Annotated in this window: 15 protein-coding genes; 2 read left to right on the forward strand and 13 right to left on the reverse strand. The window is 70.1% G+C overall.

Annotation, left to right across the window (positions count from 1 at the left end; genetic code table 11):
• Positions 1-24: 24 nt before the first annotated feature.
• The 3 genes from hisG to ACQPYK_RS31050 all read right to left on the reverse strand — a co-directional run bounded on the left by hisG (position 25) and on the right by ACQPYK_RS31050 (position 4,072).
• Positions 25-870 (reverse strand): ATP phosphoribosyltransferase, encoded by an 846-nt coding sequence (hisG, locus tag ACQPYK_RS31040; RefSeq protein WP_433238579.1) that lies wholly within the window; start codon positions 868-870, stop codon positions 25-27.
• 59 nt (positions 871-929) lie between these two features.
• On the reverse strand, positions 930-1,193 hold the full coding sequence (locus ACQPYK_RS31045) for a phosphoribosyl-ATP diphosphatase (RefSeq protein ID WP_012892448.1): 264 nt from the start codon (positions 1,191-1,193) through the stop codon (positions 930-932).
• Positions 1,194-1,363: 170 nt separating this feature from the next.
• Positions 1,364-4,072 carry an AAA family ATPase gene (locus ACQPYK_RS31050; RefSeq protein ID WP_433238583.1) on the reverse strand — a complete coding sequence of 903 codons (2,709 nt, stop codon included), beginning with the start codon at positions 4,070-4,072 and terminating at the stop codon, positions 1,364-1,366.
• A gap of 137 nt (positions 4,073-4,209) precedes the next feature.
• Between ACQPYK_RS31050 and ACQPYK_RS31055 the strand changes: the two genes are divergently transcribed.
• The gene (locus tag ACQPYK_RS31055) at positions 4,210-5,019 is read left to right on the forward strand and encodes an alpha/beta fold hydrolase (RefSeq protein ID WP_433238586.1); all 810 of its coding nucleotides are present in this window, start codon (positions 4,210-4,212) and stop codon (positions 5,017-5,019) included.
• Between the two features lie 211 nt (positions 5,020-5,230).
• Positions 5,231-5,656, forward strand: coding sequence for a hypothetical protein (locus tag ACQPYK_RS31060; RefSeq protein WP_433238589.1), 426 nt, complete (start codon positions 5,231-5,233; stop codon positions 5,654-5,656).
• 126 nt (positions 5,657-5,782) lie between these two features.
• Here ACQPYK_RS31060 and ACQPYK_RS31065 read toward each other — a convergent pair whose 3' ends face one another.
• The 10 genes from ACQPYK_RS31065 to ACQPYK_RS31110 form a co-directional block, all read right to left on the reverse strand.
• Complete coding sequence (locus ACQPYK_RS31065) at positions 5,783-7,438, reverse strand: DEAD/DEAH box helicase (protein WP_433238592.1); 1,656 nt, start codon at positions 7,436-7,438, stop codon at positions 5,783-5,785.
• A 365-nt stretch (positions 7,439-7,803) separates the two neighbouring features.
• On the reverse strand, positions 7,804-8,169 hold the full coding sequence (locus ACQPYK_RS31070; RefSeq protein ID WP_433238595.1) for a metal-sulfur cluster assembly factor: 366 nt from the start codon (positions 8,167-8,169) through the stop codon (positions 7,804-7,806).
• Positions 8,166-8,603 carry a Fe-S cluster assembly sulfur transfer protein SufU gene (sufU, locus tag ACQPYK_RS31075; protein ID WP_433238598.1) on the reverse strand — a complete coding sequence of 146 codons (438 nt, stop codon included), beginning with the start codon at positions 8,601-8,603 and terminating at the stop codon, positions 8,166-8,168. Before sufU ends, ACQPYK_RS31070 begins: the two co-directional genes overlap by 4 nt.
• A gap of 19 nt (positions 8,604-8,622) precedes the next feature.
• Complete coding sequence (locus ACQPYK_RS31080; RefSeq protein ID WP_433238601.1) at positions 8,623-9,882, reverse strand: cysteine desulfurase; 1,260 nt, start codon at positions 9,880-9,882, stop codon at positions 8,623-8,625.
• The gene (sufC, locus tag ACQPYK_RS31085; protein ID WP_433258958.1) at positions 9,882-10,613 is read right to left on the reverse strand and encodes a Fe-S cluster assembly ATPase SufC; all 732 of its coding nucleotides are present in this window, start codon (positions 10,611-10,613) and stop codon (positions 9,882-9,884) included. The genes ACQPYK_RS31080 and sufC overlap by 1 nt, the downstream gene beginning before the upstream one ends.
• Positions 10,614-10,657: 44 nt before the next feature.
• The gene (locus tag ACQPYK_RS31090; RefSeq protein WP_433238604.1) at positions 10,658-10,975 is read right to left on the reverse strand and encodes a Rieske (2Fe-2S) protein; all 318 of its coding nucleotides are present in this window, start codon (positions 10,973-10,975) and stop codon (positions 10,658-10,660) included.
• The gene (gene sufD, locus ACQPYK_RS31095) at positions 10,972-12,093 is read right to left on the reverse strand and encodes a Fe-S cluster assembly protein SufD (protein WP_433238607.1); all 1,122 of its coding nucleotides are present in this window, start codon (positions 12,091-12,093) and stop codon (positions 10,972-10,974) included. The genes ACQPYK_RS31090 and sufD overlap by 4 nt, the downstream gene beginning before the upstream one ends.
• Positions 12,093-13,505 carry a Fe-S cluster assembly protein SufB gene (gene sufB, locus ACQPYK_RS31100; protein ID WP_433238610.1) on the reverse strand — a complete coding sequence of 471 codons (1,413 nt, stop codon included), beginning with the start codon at positions 13,503-13,505 and terminating at the stop codon, positions 12,093-12,095. The genes sufD and sufB overlap by 1 nt, the downstream gene beginning before the upstream one ends.
• Complete coding sequence (locus ACQPYK_RS31105; RefSeq protein WP_433258960.1) at positions 13,502-14,296, reverse strand: helix-turn-helix transcriptional regulator; 795 nt, start codon at positions 14,294-14,296, stop codon at positions 13,502-13,504. The genes sufB and ACQPYK_RS31105 overlap by 4 nt, the downstream gene beginning before the upstream one ends.
• A 104-nt stretch (positions 14,297-14,400) precedes the next feature.
• The gene (locus tag ACQPYK_RS31110; protein WP_433238613.1) at positions 14,401-15,636 is read right to left on the reverse strand and encodes a multidrug effflux MFS transporter; all 1,236 of its coding nucleotides are present in this window, start codon (positions 15,634-15,636) and stop codon (positions 14,401-14,403) included.
• Positions 15,637-15,653: the final 17 nt, after the last annotated feature.

Genomic DNA, 15,653 nt, shown 5'->3' on the forward strand with positions numbered 1-15,653 from the left:
CGGTGAGCCCGGGGCCGCCGGCGCTCAGATACGGCAGGCGAAGATGGCGGTGACCAGAATGGCCTTCGCGCCGATCTCCCAGAGCTGGTCCATCACCTGCTGGTGACCCTTGCGCGGCACCATGGCGCGGACCGCGACCCAGCCCTCCCGGTGCAGCGGGGAGACCGTGGGGCCCTCCATGCCCGGGGTGAGGGCGATGGCCTCCTCGATCCGCTCCGCGCGGATGTCGTAGTCCATCATCACGTAGTCGCGCGCCATCAGCACACCGTGCAGGCGACGGACGAGTTGCTGCAGCCCCGGGGTCTCCACCCCGCCGACCCGCTTGATCAGCACACCTTCGGATCGGGCGATCGGCTCGCCGAACACCTCAAGGCCCATGTTGCGCAGCGTGGTGCCGGTCTCCACGACGTCGGCCACGGCGTCGGCCACGCCCAGCCTGACGGCGGTCTCGACCGCTCCGTCCAGCTTGATCACGCGAGCGTCGACGTCCTGCTCGGCGAGGTAGGTCTCCAGCAGGCCGGCGTAGGAGGTGGCGACGCGCTTGCCCTTGAGATCGGCGACGGAGGAGAACTCGCCGGGATTGGCCGCGAAGCGGAAGGTGGACCTGCCGAAGCCGAGCGGCAGGATCTCCTCGACCTGCGCGCCGGAGTCGTGGAGCATGTCGCGACCGGTGATCCCGGCGTCCAGAGTGCCCTCGCCGACGTAGACGGCGATGTCCTTGGGACGCAGGAAGAACAGCTCACAGGAGTTGTCCAGGTCGACGACCACGAGCTCCTTGCTGTCGGTGCGAGCGCGGTATCCGGCTTCCTTGAGGATGGTCTGGGCGGCCTCGGTGAGGGCCCCCTTGTTGGGAACGGCGAGACGGAGCATGAGTGCGGATTCCTTACATGGATGTTGGTTGCTACGAGGCTGGAGCCGGGCGCACCGGCTCACAGATGCTTGTAGACCTCGTCCAGCCCGATCCCTTTCGCGATCATGAGAACCTGCACGTGGTAGAGGAGCTGGGAGATCTCCTCGGCGGCACGCTCGTTCGACTCGTGCTCGGCCGCCATCCAGCTCTCGGCGGCCTCCTCCACGACCTTCTTGCCAATGGCATGGACCCCGGCGTCCAGCGCGGCCACGGTTCCCGAGCCCTCGGGCCGGGTGCGCGCCTTGTCGGACAGCTCGGCGTACAGCTCTTCGAAGGTCTTCATGATCTCTCTCGGCGTCGTCGGATGTGCCTTCCCAGACTAATGGGCTCGCGGGACCGCGAGGGTGCACGTCCACCGTCTGGACACGGAATGGATGCGGATCGGCGATCCGCCGGTCGTTCGTTGGCGCGGCGCGGGCCCGGACACCGCCGGACCCGTCTGCCGGAGAACCGTCAGTCGCCGAAATGCAGGTGGGCGAGCTCGATGCGGGTGGTGACACCGAGCTTGGGGAAGGCGCGATAGAGATGGTGGCTGATGGTTCTCGGGCTGAGGAAGAGCTGGGCGGCGATGTCACGGTTGGTGGCGCCGGTGGCGGCCAGCCGTACGACCTGACGCTCCTGCGGGGTGAGCAGGTCCAGCAGATGGAGATCGCCGCCGGTCGCGGTGACCCTTTCACCGGCGGCGCGTAGTTCGGCGCGGGCGCGGTCGGCCCAGGGCTTCGCCCCGGTCCTTTCGAACAGGGTCAGGGCATTGCGCAGGTGGCCGCGGGCGTCGGACTGGCGCCGGCCCCTGCGCAGCCATTCGCCGTACAGCAGCTCGGTGCGGGCGTGCTCGAACGGGCGCTCCCGGTCGGTGTGCAGCCGCAGGGCGGCGGCGTAGTCGTCCTCGGCCTCATGGTCCGGGCCGGTCAGCGCCCGGCAGCGGTGCAGGAGAGCCTGCGCCCACGGGTACTGGACGGCGTCGGCCCATACGGTGAACCGGGCCATGGGCTGCGTCGCGCGGTCGGGCCGGCCGAGCCGCACCGCGGCTTCGATCTGGTCGGGGGCGAAGTAGGTGACGTCCATCTGGTGACGCGCCGGCCCCAGGGCGGTGGTCTCCAGGCGGTCGAGTGCCGCCTCCAGCCTGCCCAGACCGAGATCGAGCGTGGCCAGCGCCCAATGCGCCACGGTGGCGCCGTTGATGACGCCGTCGATGGAGAAGTACTGGAGGGACTGCTCGGCGAGCGTACGACAGCGGTGCTCGTCGCCCTCGAAGGCGGCGAGCCAGGCGAGGACGGCCCGCAGGTGCGCGGCGTGGTTGGGCTGGTCGGTGTCCACCGCGAGGCGGAGGCCCTCGGCCGCGGTCGCCTCCGCGTCGCGGAACCGGTTCAGGAAGGTCTCCGCCAGCGTCAGCGCCAGCTGGATCACCGGCAGTCGGCCGATCATCCCGTCGGTGCGGCATTCGCGCACCACGGCCAGCCCGATCTCCCGTGCGGCCTCGAAGTCTCCGTTCAGCAGGGCGATCCCCGCCGCGTTCGTCCGGGTGCCCACCAGGCCGTCGGGCAACCCGCGGCCGAACGCCACCAGCGCGGCGATGGGCGGCAGCGCCCTTCCCACCTGCCCGGTGGTGAGGTCGTCCAAAGCCAGGCCGGCGTGGATGAGCGGCACCAGAGCGTCCTGCGGCGGTGGTGCGGCGCGCAGCCGGTCGGCCGCCACCTTCATCAGGGCCGGCTCACCGATGAACCAGGCGGCCCGTACGGCCTCCACCAGCATGAGCACGTTGGTGTCGGGGTCGAGCTCCTCGATGGGGCCCGACGCGGCGATGAGGATCTCGTGGGCCGCTCGGGTGGATCCGCGGCCGGCGGCGACCTGCGCGCGCAGGCTCGCGATCCGGGCCAGCGCCCGCGGATCGCCGGCGAACCGGATCGCCTGCCCTGCCAGCGTGCCCGCCGCGGCCGGGAGACCCGCGTCGAAGGCGGACTCGGCCGCGGCGACCAGCCGGCCGGCTCGCTCCGGCCGGTCGGGCGTGAGCATCGCCGCGCGTTCGAGCGCGGCGGCCGCGGCGGCGTAGCCGAGGCGTTCTCTGGCCCGCAGAGCGGTCCGTTCCAGCTCGGCGGCGATCGCCTCGTCCGGGCCCGATGCGGCGGCGGCCAGATGCCAGGCCCGCCGGTCGCTGTCCTGCTCGCCGCTCAGCACGCCCGCCAGCGCCTGGTGCGCGGCCCGTCGTTCGGCGAAGGTCGCGCCCTGGTAGACCGCGGCCCGCACCAGCGGATGCCGGAACACCACCGTGAGATCGCGCATGGTGATCAGCCCGTGGCGCTCCGCCTCGTCCGCCGCGGCCGCCGTGCCGCCGAGCAGCTCGGCGGCCCGCAGCGTCGCCGCCAGGTCGCCGGTCTCCTCGGCTGCCGCCACCAGCAGGAACGTGCGAGTCGGCCGGGCGAGCCGGATCACCTGCCGGTGGTAGGCGTCCTGGATCCGCTGCGGCAGCGGCAGAGATCCCAGCTCCGCAGCTCCGGCGGCCGCGCCGGGCAGTTCGAGCAGGGCCAGCGGGTTGCCGTCCGACTCGGCCAGGACCCGTTCCCGTTCGTGCGGGCGCAGCCCGGGGGTGTGCTCGTCCAGCAGCAGTCCCGAGGCCTCCCGATCGAGTCCGGTGAGCTTCAGCTCCTCGACGCCCGGCGCGGCCGGCCCTTCGTCTCGCGCGCCGAACAGCACCACGACACCTTCGGCGTCGAGCCGGCGGGACGCGAACAGCAGGGCGTCGGCGGAGGCGCGGTCGAGCCATTGGGCGTCGTCGACCAGGCACAGCAGGGGCCGGTCCCCGGCCAGTTCGGCCAGCAGCGACAGCGCGGCCAGCCCGATCAGGAACCGGTCGTCGCCGGTTGTCGCGGCGAGCCCGAACGCGCCCCGCAGCGCGGCCGCCTGCGGCTCGGCCAGGGCGTCCAGATCGCCGAGGCCGGGGCGCAGCAGCAGGTGCAGGGCGGCGAAGGCGAGCTCGGACTCGGACTCGATACCCGTGCACCGCAGCACGCGCAGGCCGGTGGCCCGCTTTGCCGCGTAGTCCAGGAGAGCCGACTTCCCGACGCCCGGTCCTCCCCGGAGGAGCAGGGCGGCGCTGCGACCGGTACGGGCCGCGTCCAGCAGGTCATCGATTCGCGCGGTCTCAGCCGACCGGCCATACAACATGGGCGAAAGCTAGCAGACCGAATCGAATGACTGTCCTGCGGTACCAGTCATCCGTCCGATACCTGAACCGATCATGCGCACCCTACGGTCGTGACCAGCGCAGACAAGCCGAAGGGAATGCGATGGAAACTCAGTTCATGACGGTTGCGGGCGGACGGATCGCCTATGACGACACCGGTGGCGACGGGCCGCTGGTGATGTTGATCCCGGGTCTGGGAGACAGGCGGCAGACCTACCGGTTCCTGGCTCCGCTGCTGGAGCAGGCGGGATATCGGGTGGTGACGACGGACCTGCGCGGGCACGGGGAGTCCTCGGCACCGTGGAACGACTACACCCAGACCGCAGTGGGCCTGGACGTGATCACCTTGCTTAAGCACCTCGACGCCGGACCCGCGGTGCTGGTCGGCAACTCCTACGCGGGCGGAGCGGTCATCTGGGCCGCCGCCCACGCACCCGCCCAGGTCATCGGGATCGTCCCGCTGGACGGGTTCGTCCGCGACGTGCCCCTGAACCTGTTCGCCCGGCTCGCGGTCCGGCTCATGGCGGCCTCTCCCCTGGCCTGGAGCATGTACTACGGCTACGCCCATCCGACCGCCGGACCCGCGGACCTGGGCCCCTACCGCACCGCTCTGGTCACGACCCTGCGCGAGCCCGGCCGGCGGCAGGCGATGGCCGCGATGCTCCTGGGGGCCACCCCCGAAGGAGAACGGTGGGCCCCTTCGGTCGACTGCCCCGCCCTGGTCGTCATCGGGACCAAGGATCCCGACTTCCCTCACCCCGAGGAGGAGGCCGCCCTGCAGGCCCGCATGCTGACCTGTGAGGTTCAGATGATCGAGGGCGCGGGTCATTACCCCCACTCGGAATTCCCCGAGCGCACCGCGGAGGCGCTCCTGCCCTTCCTCAAGCAGGCCTTCGCCGCCTGGGGAAAGCGGGTCCTCACCTCCTGACGACTCACCGAGCACGCCTTCGCCGCCTGACGGCTCGGCCTCGCCGCCGCGCCCGCCCGCCGACGTCGCGGGATTCCCCTGAGACACGACCTTGAGATACCGCCGCGCCCGCCCGCGTACATCGCGGGACTTGCCCCTGAGACACGACCTTGAGATACCGCCGTGTACACCCCTTTGGGGACGCGTACACACCGTTGAGACGGAGACCGACATGACGACCTCCACCCACCCTCTGACCACCACCCGCCCCTCCGGCCTGCGCCGGCGAACCGGACGTCTCCTGGCTGGGACGGCCGCGCTGCTCGCCCTGCTGGCGGGACTGTCGTCGGGCATCGCCGAGGTGACCGCCGCCGGTGACGCCACCTTGATGATCCAGACCTGGCGGATGTACGGCCTGCTGCTGTTCGCGGGGCTCTTCGCCCTGCTGGCCTGGCGTCCCGAAGGCAACGGTCCCCTGTGGGCCCTGGTGATCGCCGACAAGGCGGCCGTGAGCCTCACCGCGGTCGTCTATGTCGTACGCGGCGACGTCGCGCAGGCCGGCACGACCGTCGGGTGGGACGGCGCGATCACGGTGATGCTCATCGTCGCGTTCTTCCTGTGCCGCCCCTCGGGCTCGAAGAGCGACCCGCCCCGGTAGCCGGACGGTACCGCCCGGGCATGGCGAAGGGGCCGGTACGGCGACTGCCGTACCGGCCCCTTCGATGTTCGCTGCGATCAGCCGCGGCGCGGTTTCAGCGGCCGTGGCCGCCTGCGCGCCGTGATGTCAGCGGCCGTAGCGGCCCGCGGTGTGGTCGCCGCGCCCGCCGCGGAAGCCACCGCCACGCGAGCCGCCGCGGCTGTCGGAACGGCCCTCGGCGCGGAACGGCTCGCCGCTGCGGAAGCCGCCACCCTGACGGTCACCGCTGCGGAACGGCTCACGCCGCTCGCCGCCGCGCAGGGCGCCGCCCTGACGGTCACCGCGGTAGCCGCCGGAACGGTCCGAGCGGTACTGGCCGCGCACGTCGCTCACGCTGCCGTTGTTGCCGCGCTCGCCGCCACGGTTGTCGTCGCCGAAGGAGCGCTCGCGGGGCTGGTGACCCTCGCCGCCGTGACCGGGACGGTCACGGAAGCGGCGCGGACCACGGCCGCCGCCGTTGCCGCCGAAGCCGCGACGCTCGCGCTGCTTGGCGGCCGGCGCGGAGGGCTCCCAGACGGGGATCGGCTCACCGCTGGGCTGGCGCGCCCCGGCGACCTCCTCCAGACGCGGGTGGCCCGGGGTGGCCTTGAGGCGGAAGGGCTTGATGCCCGCACGACGGGTCATCGCGTCGGTGGAGCGGCGCTCGTTGGGGAGCACCAGCGTCATGACGGTGCCCTTCTCGCCGGCGCGGGCGGTACGGCCACCACGGTGCAGGTAGCTCTTGTGGTCCTGCGGCGGGTCGACGTGCAGCACGAGGCTGATGTTGTCGACGTGGATTCCGCGAGCGGCCACGTCGGTGCAGACCAGGACGTTGATCGCACCTTCCTTGAACTCGGCCAGGATGCGGGTGCGCTGGTTCTGGCGCTTGCCGCCGTGCAGGCCGCCGGCCTTGATGCCGACCTGGGCGAGCTGCTTGCACAGCCGGTCCACACCGTGCTGGGTGCGCACGAAGATGATCGTGCGGCCCTCACGGTTGGCGATCTCGGCGGTCACCGGGAACTTGTCGTCGCGGTGCACCTCCAGCACGTGGTGCTCCATGGTGTCGACCGAGGAGGCGGCCGGGGCCATGGAGTGGGTCACCGGGTCGGTGAGGAAGCGGCGGACGAGCTTGTCCACGTCACCGTCGAGGGTGGCGGAGAACAGCAGGCGCTGGCTGTCGGCCGGGGTCTGCTGCAGGATCGCGCTGACGACCGGGAAGAAGCCCAGGTCGCACATGTGGTCGGCCTCGTCCAGGATGGTCACCTGAACCTCGTCCAGCGTGCACTCGCCCTGCTGGATCAGGTCGGTCAGCCGGCCCGGGGTGGCCACGACGACCTCGACGCCACGGCGCAGCGCCTCGATCTGACGGCCCATGGACATGCCGCCGACGACGGTCTTCATCCGCAGGGACAGGCCGCGGCCGAGCGGCTCCAGCGCGTCGGTCACCTGCATGGCCAGCTCGCGGGTCGGCACGAGGACGACGGCGAGGGGGTGGCCCGGACGGGCCTTGCTGCCGGCGATGCGGGCCATCATCGGCAGGCCGAAGGCCAGCGTCTTGCCGGAGCCGGTCTGGCCGCGGCCGAGGACGTCGCTGCCGGCGAGGATGTCGGGGATGGTCGCGCGCTGGATGGGGAAGGGGCTGTCGATGCCCTGGCGCGAAAGCCCGGTCACCAGCGGCTTCGGCAGACCGAGGAGGGTGAACTCGGACGGTCCGGCGGGAACCTCGGGGGATGCGGTGATTTCGGGCAGGGCAGCGTCAAGCATGGTCACGAAGGTTCGTGCCTTTCGATAGAAGAACGGGGCACGTCACTTCTGCGAAAGGACGAGCCTGGAACGCGCGGCCGACAGGCCGCGCTCAATCGACGCCCGATTCAGGGCGGTAGTGCGGTGCAAGTCGAGGCGCACCGCACGGGGCGGGTCTAGCTTACCCGCACGCAGTCAAACCACGATCAAGCATACCCGGCGTTCGCAGTGCCAGGTTGATCCGGGGCGTCCAGCAGTATGCGAGACGCTTGTCCGGTGGTAGAGCCAACGCTCCGAGCCGGGCTTTTCTTCCCGGCATCGGGCATTCTCTCACACAATCCGGTACGGCTCGCACCACGAATGGTGCGAGCCGTACCGGAAAGAGATCAGACGTTGAAGCCGAGCATGCGCAGCTGTTCACGTCCCTCGTCGGTGATCTTGTCCGGGCCCCACGGCGGAAGCCAGACCCAGTTGATCTTCACGTCGGAGACCATGCCTTCCAGGGCCGAGTGCGCCTGGTCCTCGATGACGTCGGTCAGCGGGCAGGCCGCACTGGTCAGCGTCATGTCGATGGTGGCGATCGGCGGGGCGCCCGCGTCGGCGGCGTCGAGGTTGACCCCGTAGATCAGGCCGAGGTCGACGACGTTGATGCCGAGCTCGGGGTCCACCACGTCCTTGAGGGCCTCCATGACCTCGTCAAGGGTCGTCTCCCCGTCATACGCCGTCGTCGGCGTCTCAACAGGCTTGCTCATGTAGAACTCCTCACAACCGCGTCCTTGTAGGCCATCCAGGCCAGCAGCGCGCACTTGACCCGGGCCGGGAACTTGGCGACACCGGCGAACGCCACGGCGTCCCCGAGCACGTCCTCGTCCGCCTCGACCTGGCCCCTGCTCTGCATGAGCCGGGTGAACTCCTCCACCACGGCGAGCGTCTCGTCCACGGTGGAACCCTCGGTCAGCTCGTACAGCACCGAGGCGGCGGCCTGGCTGATGGAGCAGCCCTGGCCGTCGTAGGAGACGTCCTCGACCTTGCCGCCGTCGCCCAGCTTCACCCGCATGGTGATCTCATCGCCGCACGTCGGGTTCACGTGGTGGACCTCGGCGTCGTACGGGTCACGCAGACCCCGCCCCTGAGGGTGCTTGTAGTGCTCCAGGATCAGCTCCTGGTACATGGACTCGGCGATCATCTCAACTGCTCCGGCATGGCTAGGCGAACACCTTCTGCACGTGGTGGAGGCCGCGGACCAGGGCGTCGATCTCGGCCGGGGTATTGTACAGGTAGAAGGAGGCCCGCGTGGTGGCGGGAATCCCGAACCTCAGGTGCAGCGGGCGGGCGCAGTGGTGCCCCACGCGCACGGCCACACCGAAGTTGTCATCCAGGATCTGCCCGACATCGTGCGGGTGAATCCCCTCAAGGGTGAACGACACCGTGCCGCCGCGCTGGTCCAGGCTCTGCGGACCGATCACCTTCAGGCCGGGGATCTCCCCCAGCGCGCCGAGGGCGTAACCGGTGAGCTCACGCTCGTGCCGGACGATGGCGTCCATGCCGATCGCGGACAGGTAGTCCACCGCGGCGCCGAGGCCGATGGCCTCGACGATCGGCGGGGTTCCCGCCTCGAACTTGTGCGGTGCGGGAGCGTAGGTCGAGTGGTCCATCCAGACCGCCTCGATCATCTCCCCGCCGCCCATGAACGGGGGCATGGCCGCGAGCAGCTCGCCGCGACCCCACAGCACACCGATGCCGGAGGGGCCGACGACCTTGTGCCCGGTGAAGGCCAGGAAGTCGACGCCGAGCGCGGCCACGTCGACCGGCTGGTGAGGCACCGACTGCGAGGCGTCCACCATCATCAGCGCCCCGACCTGACGGACCCTGGCGAGCACCTGGTCGACCGGGTTGACCGTGCCGAGCACGTTGGACTGGTGCACGATCGACACGATCTTCGCGCGCTCGGTGACCAGCTCTTCGAGGTTCGACAGGTCCAGGCGTCCCTCGTCGGTGACGGAGAACCACTTCAGCGTGGCGCCGGTGCGCTGCGCGAGCAGTTGCCACGGCACGATGTTGGAGTGGTGCTCCATCTCGGAGATGACGATCTCGTCGCCGGGGCCGAGCCGGAACCTGGGGTCGGAGTTGGTGGGGTTGCCGAAGGCGTAGGCCACCAGGTTGAGCGCCTCGGAGGCGTTCTTGGTGAAGACGATCTCGTCGCGGCTCGGCGCGCCGATGAAGGCGGCGATCTTGTCGCGAGCGGTTTCGTACGCCTCGGTGGACTCCGCGCCCAGCGCGTGCATGGCCCGGCCGACGTTGCTGTAGTGCATGGCCAGGTGCTCGCGCATGACCTCGATCACCTGGGCGGGCTTCTGCGCGGAGTTGCCCGAGTCGAGGTAGACCAGCGGCCGGCCGCCGGGCAGCTCGCGGGAGAAGATCGGGAAGTCCTTCCTGATCCTCTCCACGTCAAAGCCGGTGTTCATCAGGCGGTTGCCTTCGTGTAGGCCTCGTAACCCTCGGCTTCGAGCTTGTCGGCGAGCTCGTGTCCACCCTGCTCCACGATCCGGCCGCCCGCGAAGACGTGGACGAAGTCCGGCTTCACGTAGCGCAGGATGCGGGTGTAGTGGGTGATGAGCAGCACGCCGGTCTCGCCGGAGGCGCGGAAGCGGTTGATGCCCTCGGAGACCACGCGCAGCGCGTCGACGTCGAGGCCGGAGTCGGTCTCGTCGAGAACGGCGATCTTCGGCTTGAGCAGCTCGAGCTGGAGGATCTCGTGGCGCTTCTTCTCACCGCCGGAGAAGCCCTCGTTCAGGTTGCGCTGGGCGAAGGCGGCGTCGATGGACAGGGCGTCCATGCCGGCCTTCAGGTCCTTGGCGAACTCGCGGAGCTTGGGGGCCTCGCCGCGCACGGAGGTGACCGCCGAACGCAGGAAGTTGGAGACGCTGACGCCGGGGACCTCGACGGGGTACTGCATGGCGAGGAACAGGCCGGCGCGGGCGCGCTCGTCGACCGTCAGCTCCAGCAGGTCGACGCCGTCGAGCAGGACCTGGCCGCCGGTGACGGTGTACTTGGGGTGACCGGCGATCGCGTAGGCGAGCGTGGACTTGCCCGAACCGTTGGGGCCCATGATGGCGTGGGTCTCGCCGGACTTCACGGTCAGGTTGACGCCGCGCAGGATCTCCTTGTCCTCGACGGCGACGTGCAGGTCACGGATCTCAAGGGTGGATCCCGAGCGGACTCGGCTCGAATCAGACACTGTTATGACTCCTTCGAGAGCGAGACGAGGACGTCATCGCCGTCGATCTTGACGTGGTAGACGGGAACGGGCTTGGTGGCGGGCGGGCCGGTGGGCTTGCCGGAGCGCAGGTCGAAGCACGAACCGTGCAGCCAGCACTCCAGGGTCTGGTCGTAGACCTCGCCCTCGCTGAGCCTGACCTCCGCGTGGGAGCACACGTCGTGCAGGGCGAAGACCTCCGTGCCCCGGCGGACCAGGGCGACCGGGGTCTCCCCCACTTCCAGGCCGATCACGCCGTCATCGGGGATGTCGCTGAGCTTGCAGACCTTCTCGAACGTCACTTCTCCAGCTCCGCCTCGACCTTGCCGAGCAGCCGCTCACGCAGTTCGGGAAGCTCGATCTTCTCCAGCAGCTGCGCGAAGAAGCCTCGGACGACCAGGCGGCGGGCCTCCTCGAACGGGATGCCGCGGGCCTGAAGGTAGAAGATGTGCTCGTCGTCCAGACGCCCCGAGGCGCTGGCGTGTCCGGCTCCGGCGACCTCACCGGTGAGGATCTCCAGGTTCGGCACCGAGTCGGCGCGGGCGCCGTCGGTGAGCAGGAGATTGCGGTTGAGCTCGTAGGTGTCGGTGCCCTCGGCCTCGACCCGGATGATGACGTCGCCGATCCAGACGGCGTGGGCGTCCTCACCCTGCAGCGCGCCCTTGTAGACGACGTTGCTCTTGCAGTTGGGCTGGGAGTGGTCCACCAGCAGGCGGTGCTCCATGTGCTGCCCGGCGTCCACGAAGTAGAGGCCGGTCAGGTCGGCGTCGCCGCCGGGACCGCCGTAGGAGACCGACGGCGAGAGCCGTACGAGGTCGCCGCCGAGGGTGACCACGAAGCCGCGGAAGGTCGCGTCCTTGGCGAGCCGGGCGTGGTGGTGGGAGACGTGCACGGCGTCGTCGGCCCAGTCCTGCAGGCTGATGACCTTGAGCGTGGCGCTCTCGCCCACCACGAACTCGACGTTGTCGGCGTAGACGGCGCTGCCCTGGTGGTCCAGGATGACGACCGCCTCGGCCATCGGTTCGAGCGTGACCAGGAGGTGGCCGTAGGCGGCGCCCTCGCCGGAGCCGGTGAGAGTGATCACGGTCGGCTTGGAGGCGACGGCCTCGCGGGGAACCGTGATCACGGTGGCCTTCTCGAAGGCGGCGTAGGCCTGGGCGCTGACCCGGTCGGCGGGCACGTAGGCCTTGCCGAGGCGCTGGTCGTCACGGCCGACGGTCTCCACGGTGACCTCGGGGGCGGCGTCGACGTGCACCTGTACGGCGCCGCCGGCGGTGGCGGAGCCGTTGTGCAGGCCCTTCAGGCGCGACAGCGGGGTGAAGCGCCACTCCTCCTCACGGCCGGTCGGGACCGGGAAGTCGTCCAGGTTGTAGGAGGACTTCTCGTGGAGGGTCGACAGGGGCTTGGTTTCGAGACCCATCAGCCGACGGCTCCTTCCATCTGCAGCTCGATCAGGCGGTTCAGCTCCAGCGCGTACTCCATCGGGAGCTCACGCGCGATCGGCTCGACGAAGCCGCGCACGATCATCGCCATCGCCTCGTCCTCGTTCAGGCCGCGGCTCATCAGGTAGAACAGCTGGTCGTCGGAGACCTTCGAGACCGTGGCCTCGTGCCCCATGGAGACGTCGTCCTCGCGGACGTCGACGTAGGGGTAGGTGTCGGAGCGGCTGATCTGGTCGACCAGCAGCGCGTCGCACTTGACGGTGCTGGCGCTGCCGTGTGCGCCCTCCTCGATCTGGACCAGACCGCGGTAGGAGGTGCGGCCGCCGCCGCGGGCGACGGACTTGGAGATCACGGTGGAGCTGGTGTTCGGCGCGAGGTGCACCATCTTGGCGCCGGCGTCCTGGTGCTGGCCCTCGCCCGCGAAGGCGACGCTCAGCGTCTCGCCCTTGGCGTGCTCGCCCATCAGGTAGACGGCCGGGTACTTCATGGTGACCTTCGAACCGATGTTGCCGTCGATCCACTCCATGGTCGCGCCCTCATAGGCCACGGCGCGCTTGGTGACCAGGTTGTAGACGTTGTTCGACCAGTTCTGGATGGTCGTGTAACGGCAGCGGGCGCCCTTCTTCACGATGATCTCCACGACCGCGCTGTGCAGCGAGTCGGAGGAGTAGATCGGCGCGGTGCAGCCCTCGACGTAGTGGACGTAGGAGTTCTCGTCCACGATGATCAGGGTCCGCTCGAACTGGCCCATGTTCTCGGTGTTGATCCGGAAGTAGGCCTGGAGCGGGATCTCCACGTTGACGTTCGGCGGCACGTAGATGAAGCTGCCGCCGCTCCACGTGGCCGTGTTCAGCGCGGCGAACTTGTTGTCGCCGACCGGGATCACGGTGCCGAAGTACTCCTTGAAGAGCTCCTCGTGCTCCTTGAGGGCGGTGTCGGTGTCGACGAAGATGACGCCCTTCTCCTCGAGGTCCTCACGGATCTTGTGGTAGACGACCTCGGATTCGTACTGGGCGGCGACGCCGGCGATCAGGCGCTGCTTCTCCGCCTCGGGGATGCCCAGCTTGTCGTAGGTGGACTTGATGTCCTCGGGCAGTTCGTCCCAGGAAGTGGCCTGCTTCTCGGTGGAGCGCACGAAGTACTTGATGTTGTCGAAGTCGATTCCGCTGAGGTCGGAGCCCCAGTTCGGCATGGGCTTCTTGCCGAACAGACGCAGGCCCTTCATACGAAGGTCCAGCATCCACTCCGGCTCGTTCTTGAGCGCGGAGATGTTACGGACGACTTCCTCGGACAGGCCGCGGCGGGCCGCCGATCCGGCAGCGTCCGAGTCGGCCCAGCCGAACTTATAATTCCCGAGGCCTTCCAGCTCCGGGCGGTCGGTGACAGTCACCTTCCGGTCTCCTTGCTCGATTCGTCATCGATCGTGTTCTGGCTTGTTGAAGGTCGCGCTCGCCCGGGTGCCCGCGGGCTCGCTCCTCGCTCTCGCGCACCCGGCTCGGCCACTCTGCGCGGGCTCACATGGGTGGTGCACACCCCGTCGCCGTGGGCGATCGTCGCGAGCCGCTGCACCGGTGTGCCGAGGATCTGGGCGAACGCCTCCGTCTCGGCCTCGCAGAGCTGCGGGAACTCCGCCGCCACGTGCGCCACCGGACAGTGGTGCTGGCACAGCTGCTCGCCGCCGAGACTCGCCTTGGTCGCCGAGGCGGCGTAGCCGTCGGCCGACAGGGCCTCGGCCAGGACGCGGACCCGCTGGTCGGCGGGGACCTTGCGCATCTCCGGCTGCAGGCGGCCGACGAGGCCGGACACCTGCGCCCGGGCGAACTCGGCCACCGCGTCCTCGCCGGCGCGCTCGGCGAGGAACCGTAGCGCGTTGCCGGCGAGTCCGTCGTAGGCGTGCTCGAAGGCGCTGCGCCCCGCGTCGGTTATGGCGAACAGCTTCGCCGGTCGCCCCCTGCCGCGCTGGCCGCGGGGCCGGGCCGTACGAGGCTCGATCATCCCTTCGGCCAGCAGCGCGTCCAGATGGCGGCGGACGGCGGCGGGGGTGAGCCCGAGCCGTTCGCCGAGGGCGGCGGCGGTGATCGGTCCGTGCTCCAGGATGAGCCGGGCGACACGCGCACGCGTGCTGCGCTCGGCGGACACGCCGGAGAGCCGCGCGGCGGCGGTCTCCTCGGTGCCTTGCATCTGGGTCACGTATTTCACAACATCAGTGTGGCGTAATTCCTTCCCGGCTGACAAACCGAGTTCCGCCCAACCGGGATGCGATTTGTCACGCAGGTAAGCCTTACCTAACCTGCGGAAACGTCTCTCGGAGCCCTCCGCAGGCCGACGAAGACGAGGAACGAGGCGAGGGTGAGCCCGGCCAGGACCGCGGCCATCGGCAGCGCCGATCCGTCACCGCCGAGTCCGACCAGCGGGGCCGCGACCGCGCCGGTGGCGAACTGCAGCACGCCCGACAGCGCCGAGGCGCTTCCCGCGACCTGCTGGGGCTGGCCGGCCAGAGCGAGCGCGCCGGCGCCCGGCAGGACGAAGCCCGCTCCGCCCATCATCACGAACAGCGCGGCGACCAGCACGGCGAGGGGCAGGTCCAGGACCACGGTGGCGAGCAGCAGCCCCGCCCCGGCCATCGAGAGGAACAGGCCGATGAGGATCAGCCGGGCGGGGGCGACCCTCCTTCCCGCGAGACGTCCGCCGATCTGCGCGGTGACGGTCAGGCCGAGCGCGTTCAGCGCGAACACCAGCGAGAAGGTCTGCGGCGAGGCGCCGTAGACCTGCTGGAGCACGAACGGCGAACCGGAGATGTAGGCGAACATGCCGCCGAAGCCGAAGCCTCCGGCCAGCGCGCTGGCCATGAAGGAGCGGTCTCGCAGCAGGTGCCCGAAGGTGAGGAGGGTGTGCAGGAGACCGCCGCTCTCGCGCCGGTCGCGCGGCAGCGTCTCGCGCACCCCGGACAGCGCGGCGACCAGCAGCAGGAGCCCGACGACGCTCAGCGAGACGAACACGCCGCGCCAGGAGGTGTGCTGGAGCAGCTGCGCGCCCGCGATCGGAGCCAGGATCGGCGCGAGGCCGCTGACGAGCATGAGGACGGCGAAGATGCGGGCGATGGCCGCTCCCTCGTACAGGTCGCGGACGACCGCGCGGACGATCACCAGCGCGGCGCCGCCCGCGACGCCCTGCAGCAGGCGGAAACCGACCAGCCCGTAGACCGAGGGCGAGAACGCGCACAGCAGCGAGGCCACGGCGTAGGCGGCGATGCCGATCAGCAGCGGCACGCGCCGGCCGCGCACGTCGCTGAGCGGCCCGGCGACGACCTGTCCGATGGAGACGCCGACGAGGCAGGCGGTCAGGGTGAGCTGCACCTGGGACTGGCCGGCGCCCATCTCCCCGGCGATGGCGGGCAGCGCGGGCAGATACATGTCGATCGAGAGCGGGCCGATCGCGGACAGCGCGCCCAGGATGAGCAACAGCGGCCCTCTGCGCCGCGCGACCGGCGCGACCTCCGGCTCGGCGACTGCCGCGGTCATGTCAGATCCCCCTACCC

Source organism: Streptosporangium sp. CA-135522, assembly GCF_050949235.1.
In the GTDB taxonomy this organism is placed as follows: Bacteria; Actinomycetota; Actinomycetes; order Streptosporangiales; family Streptosporangiaceae; genus Streptosporangium.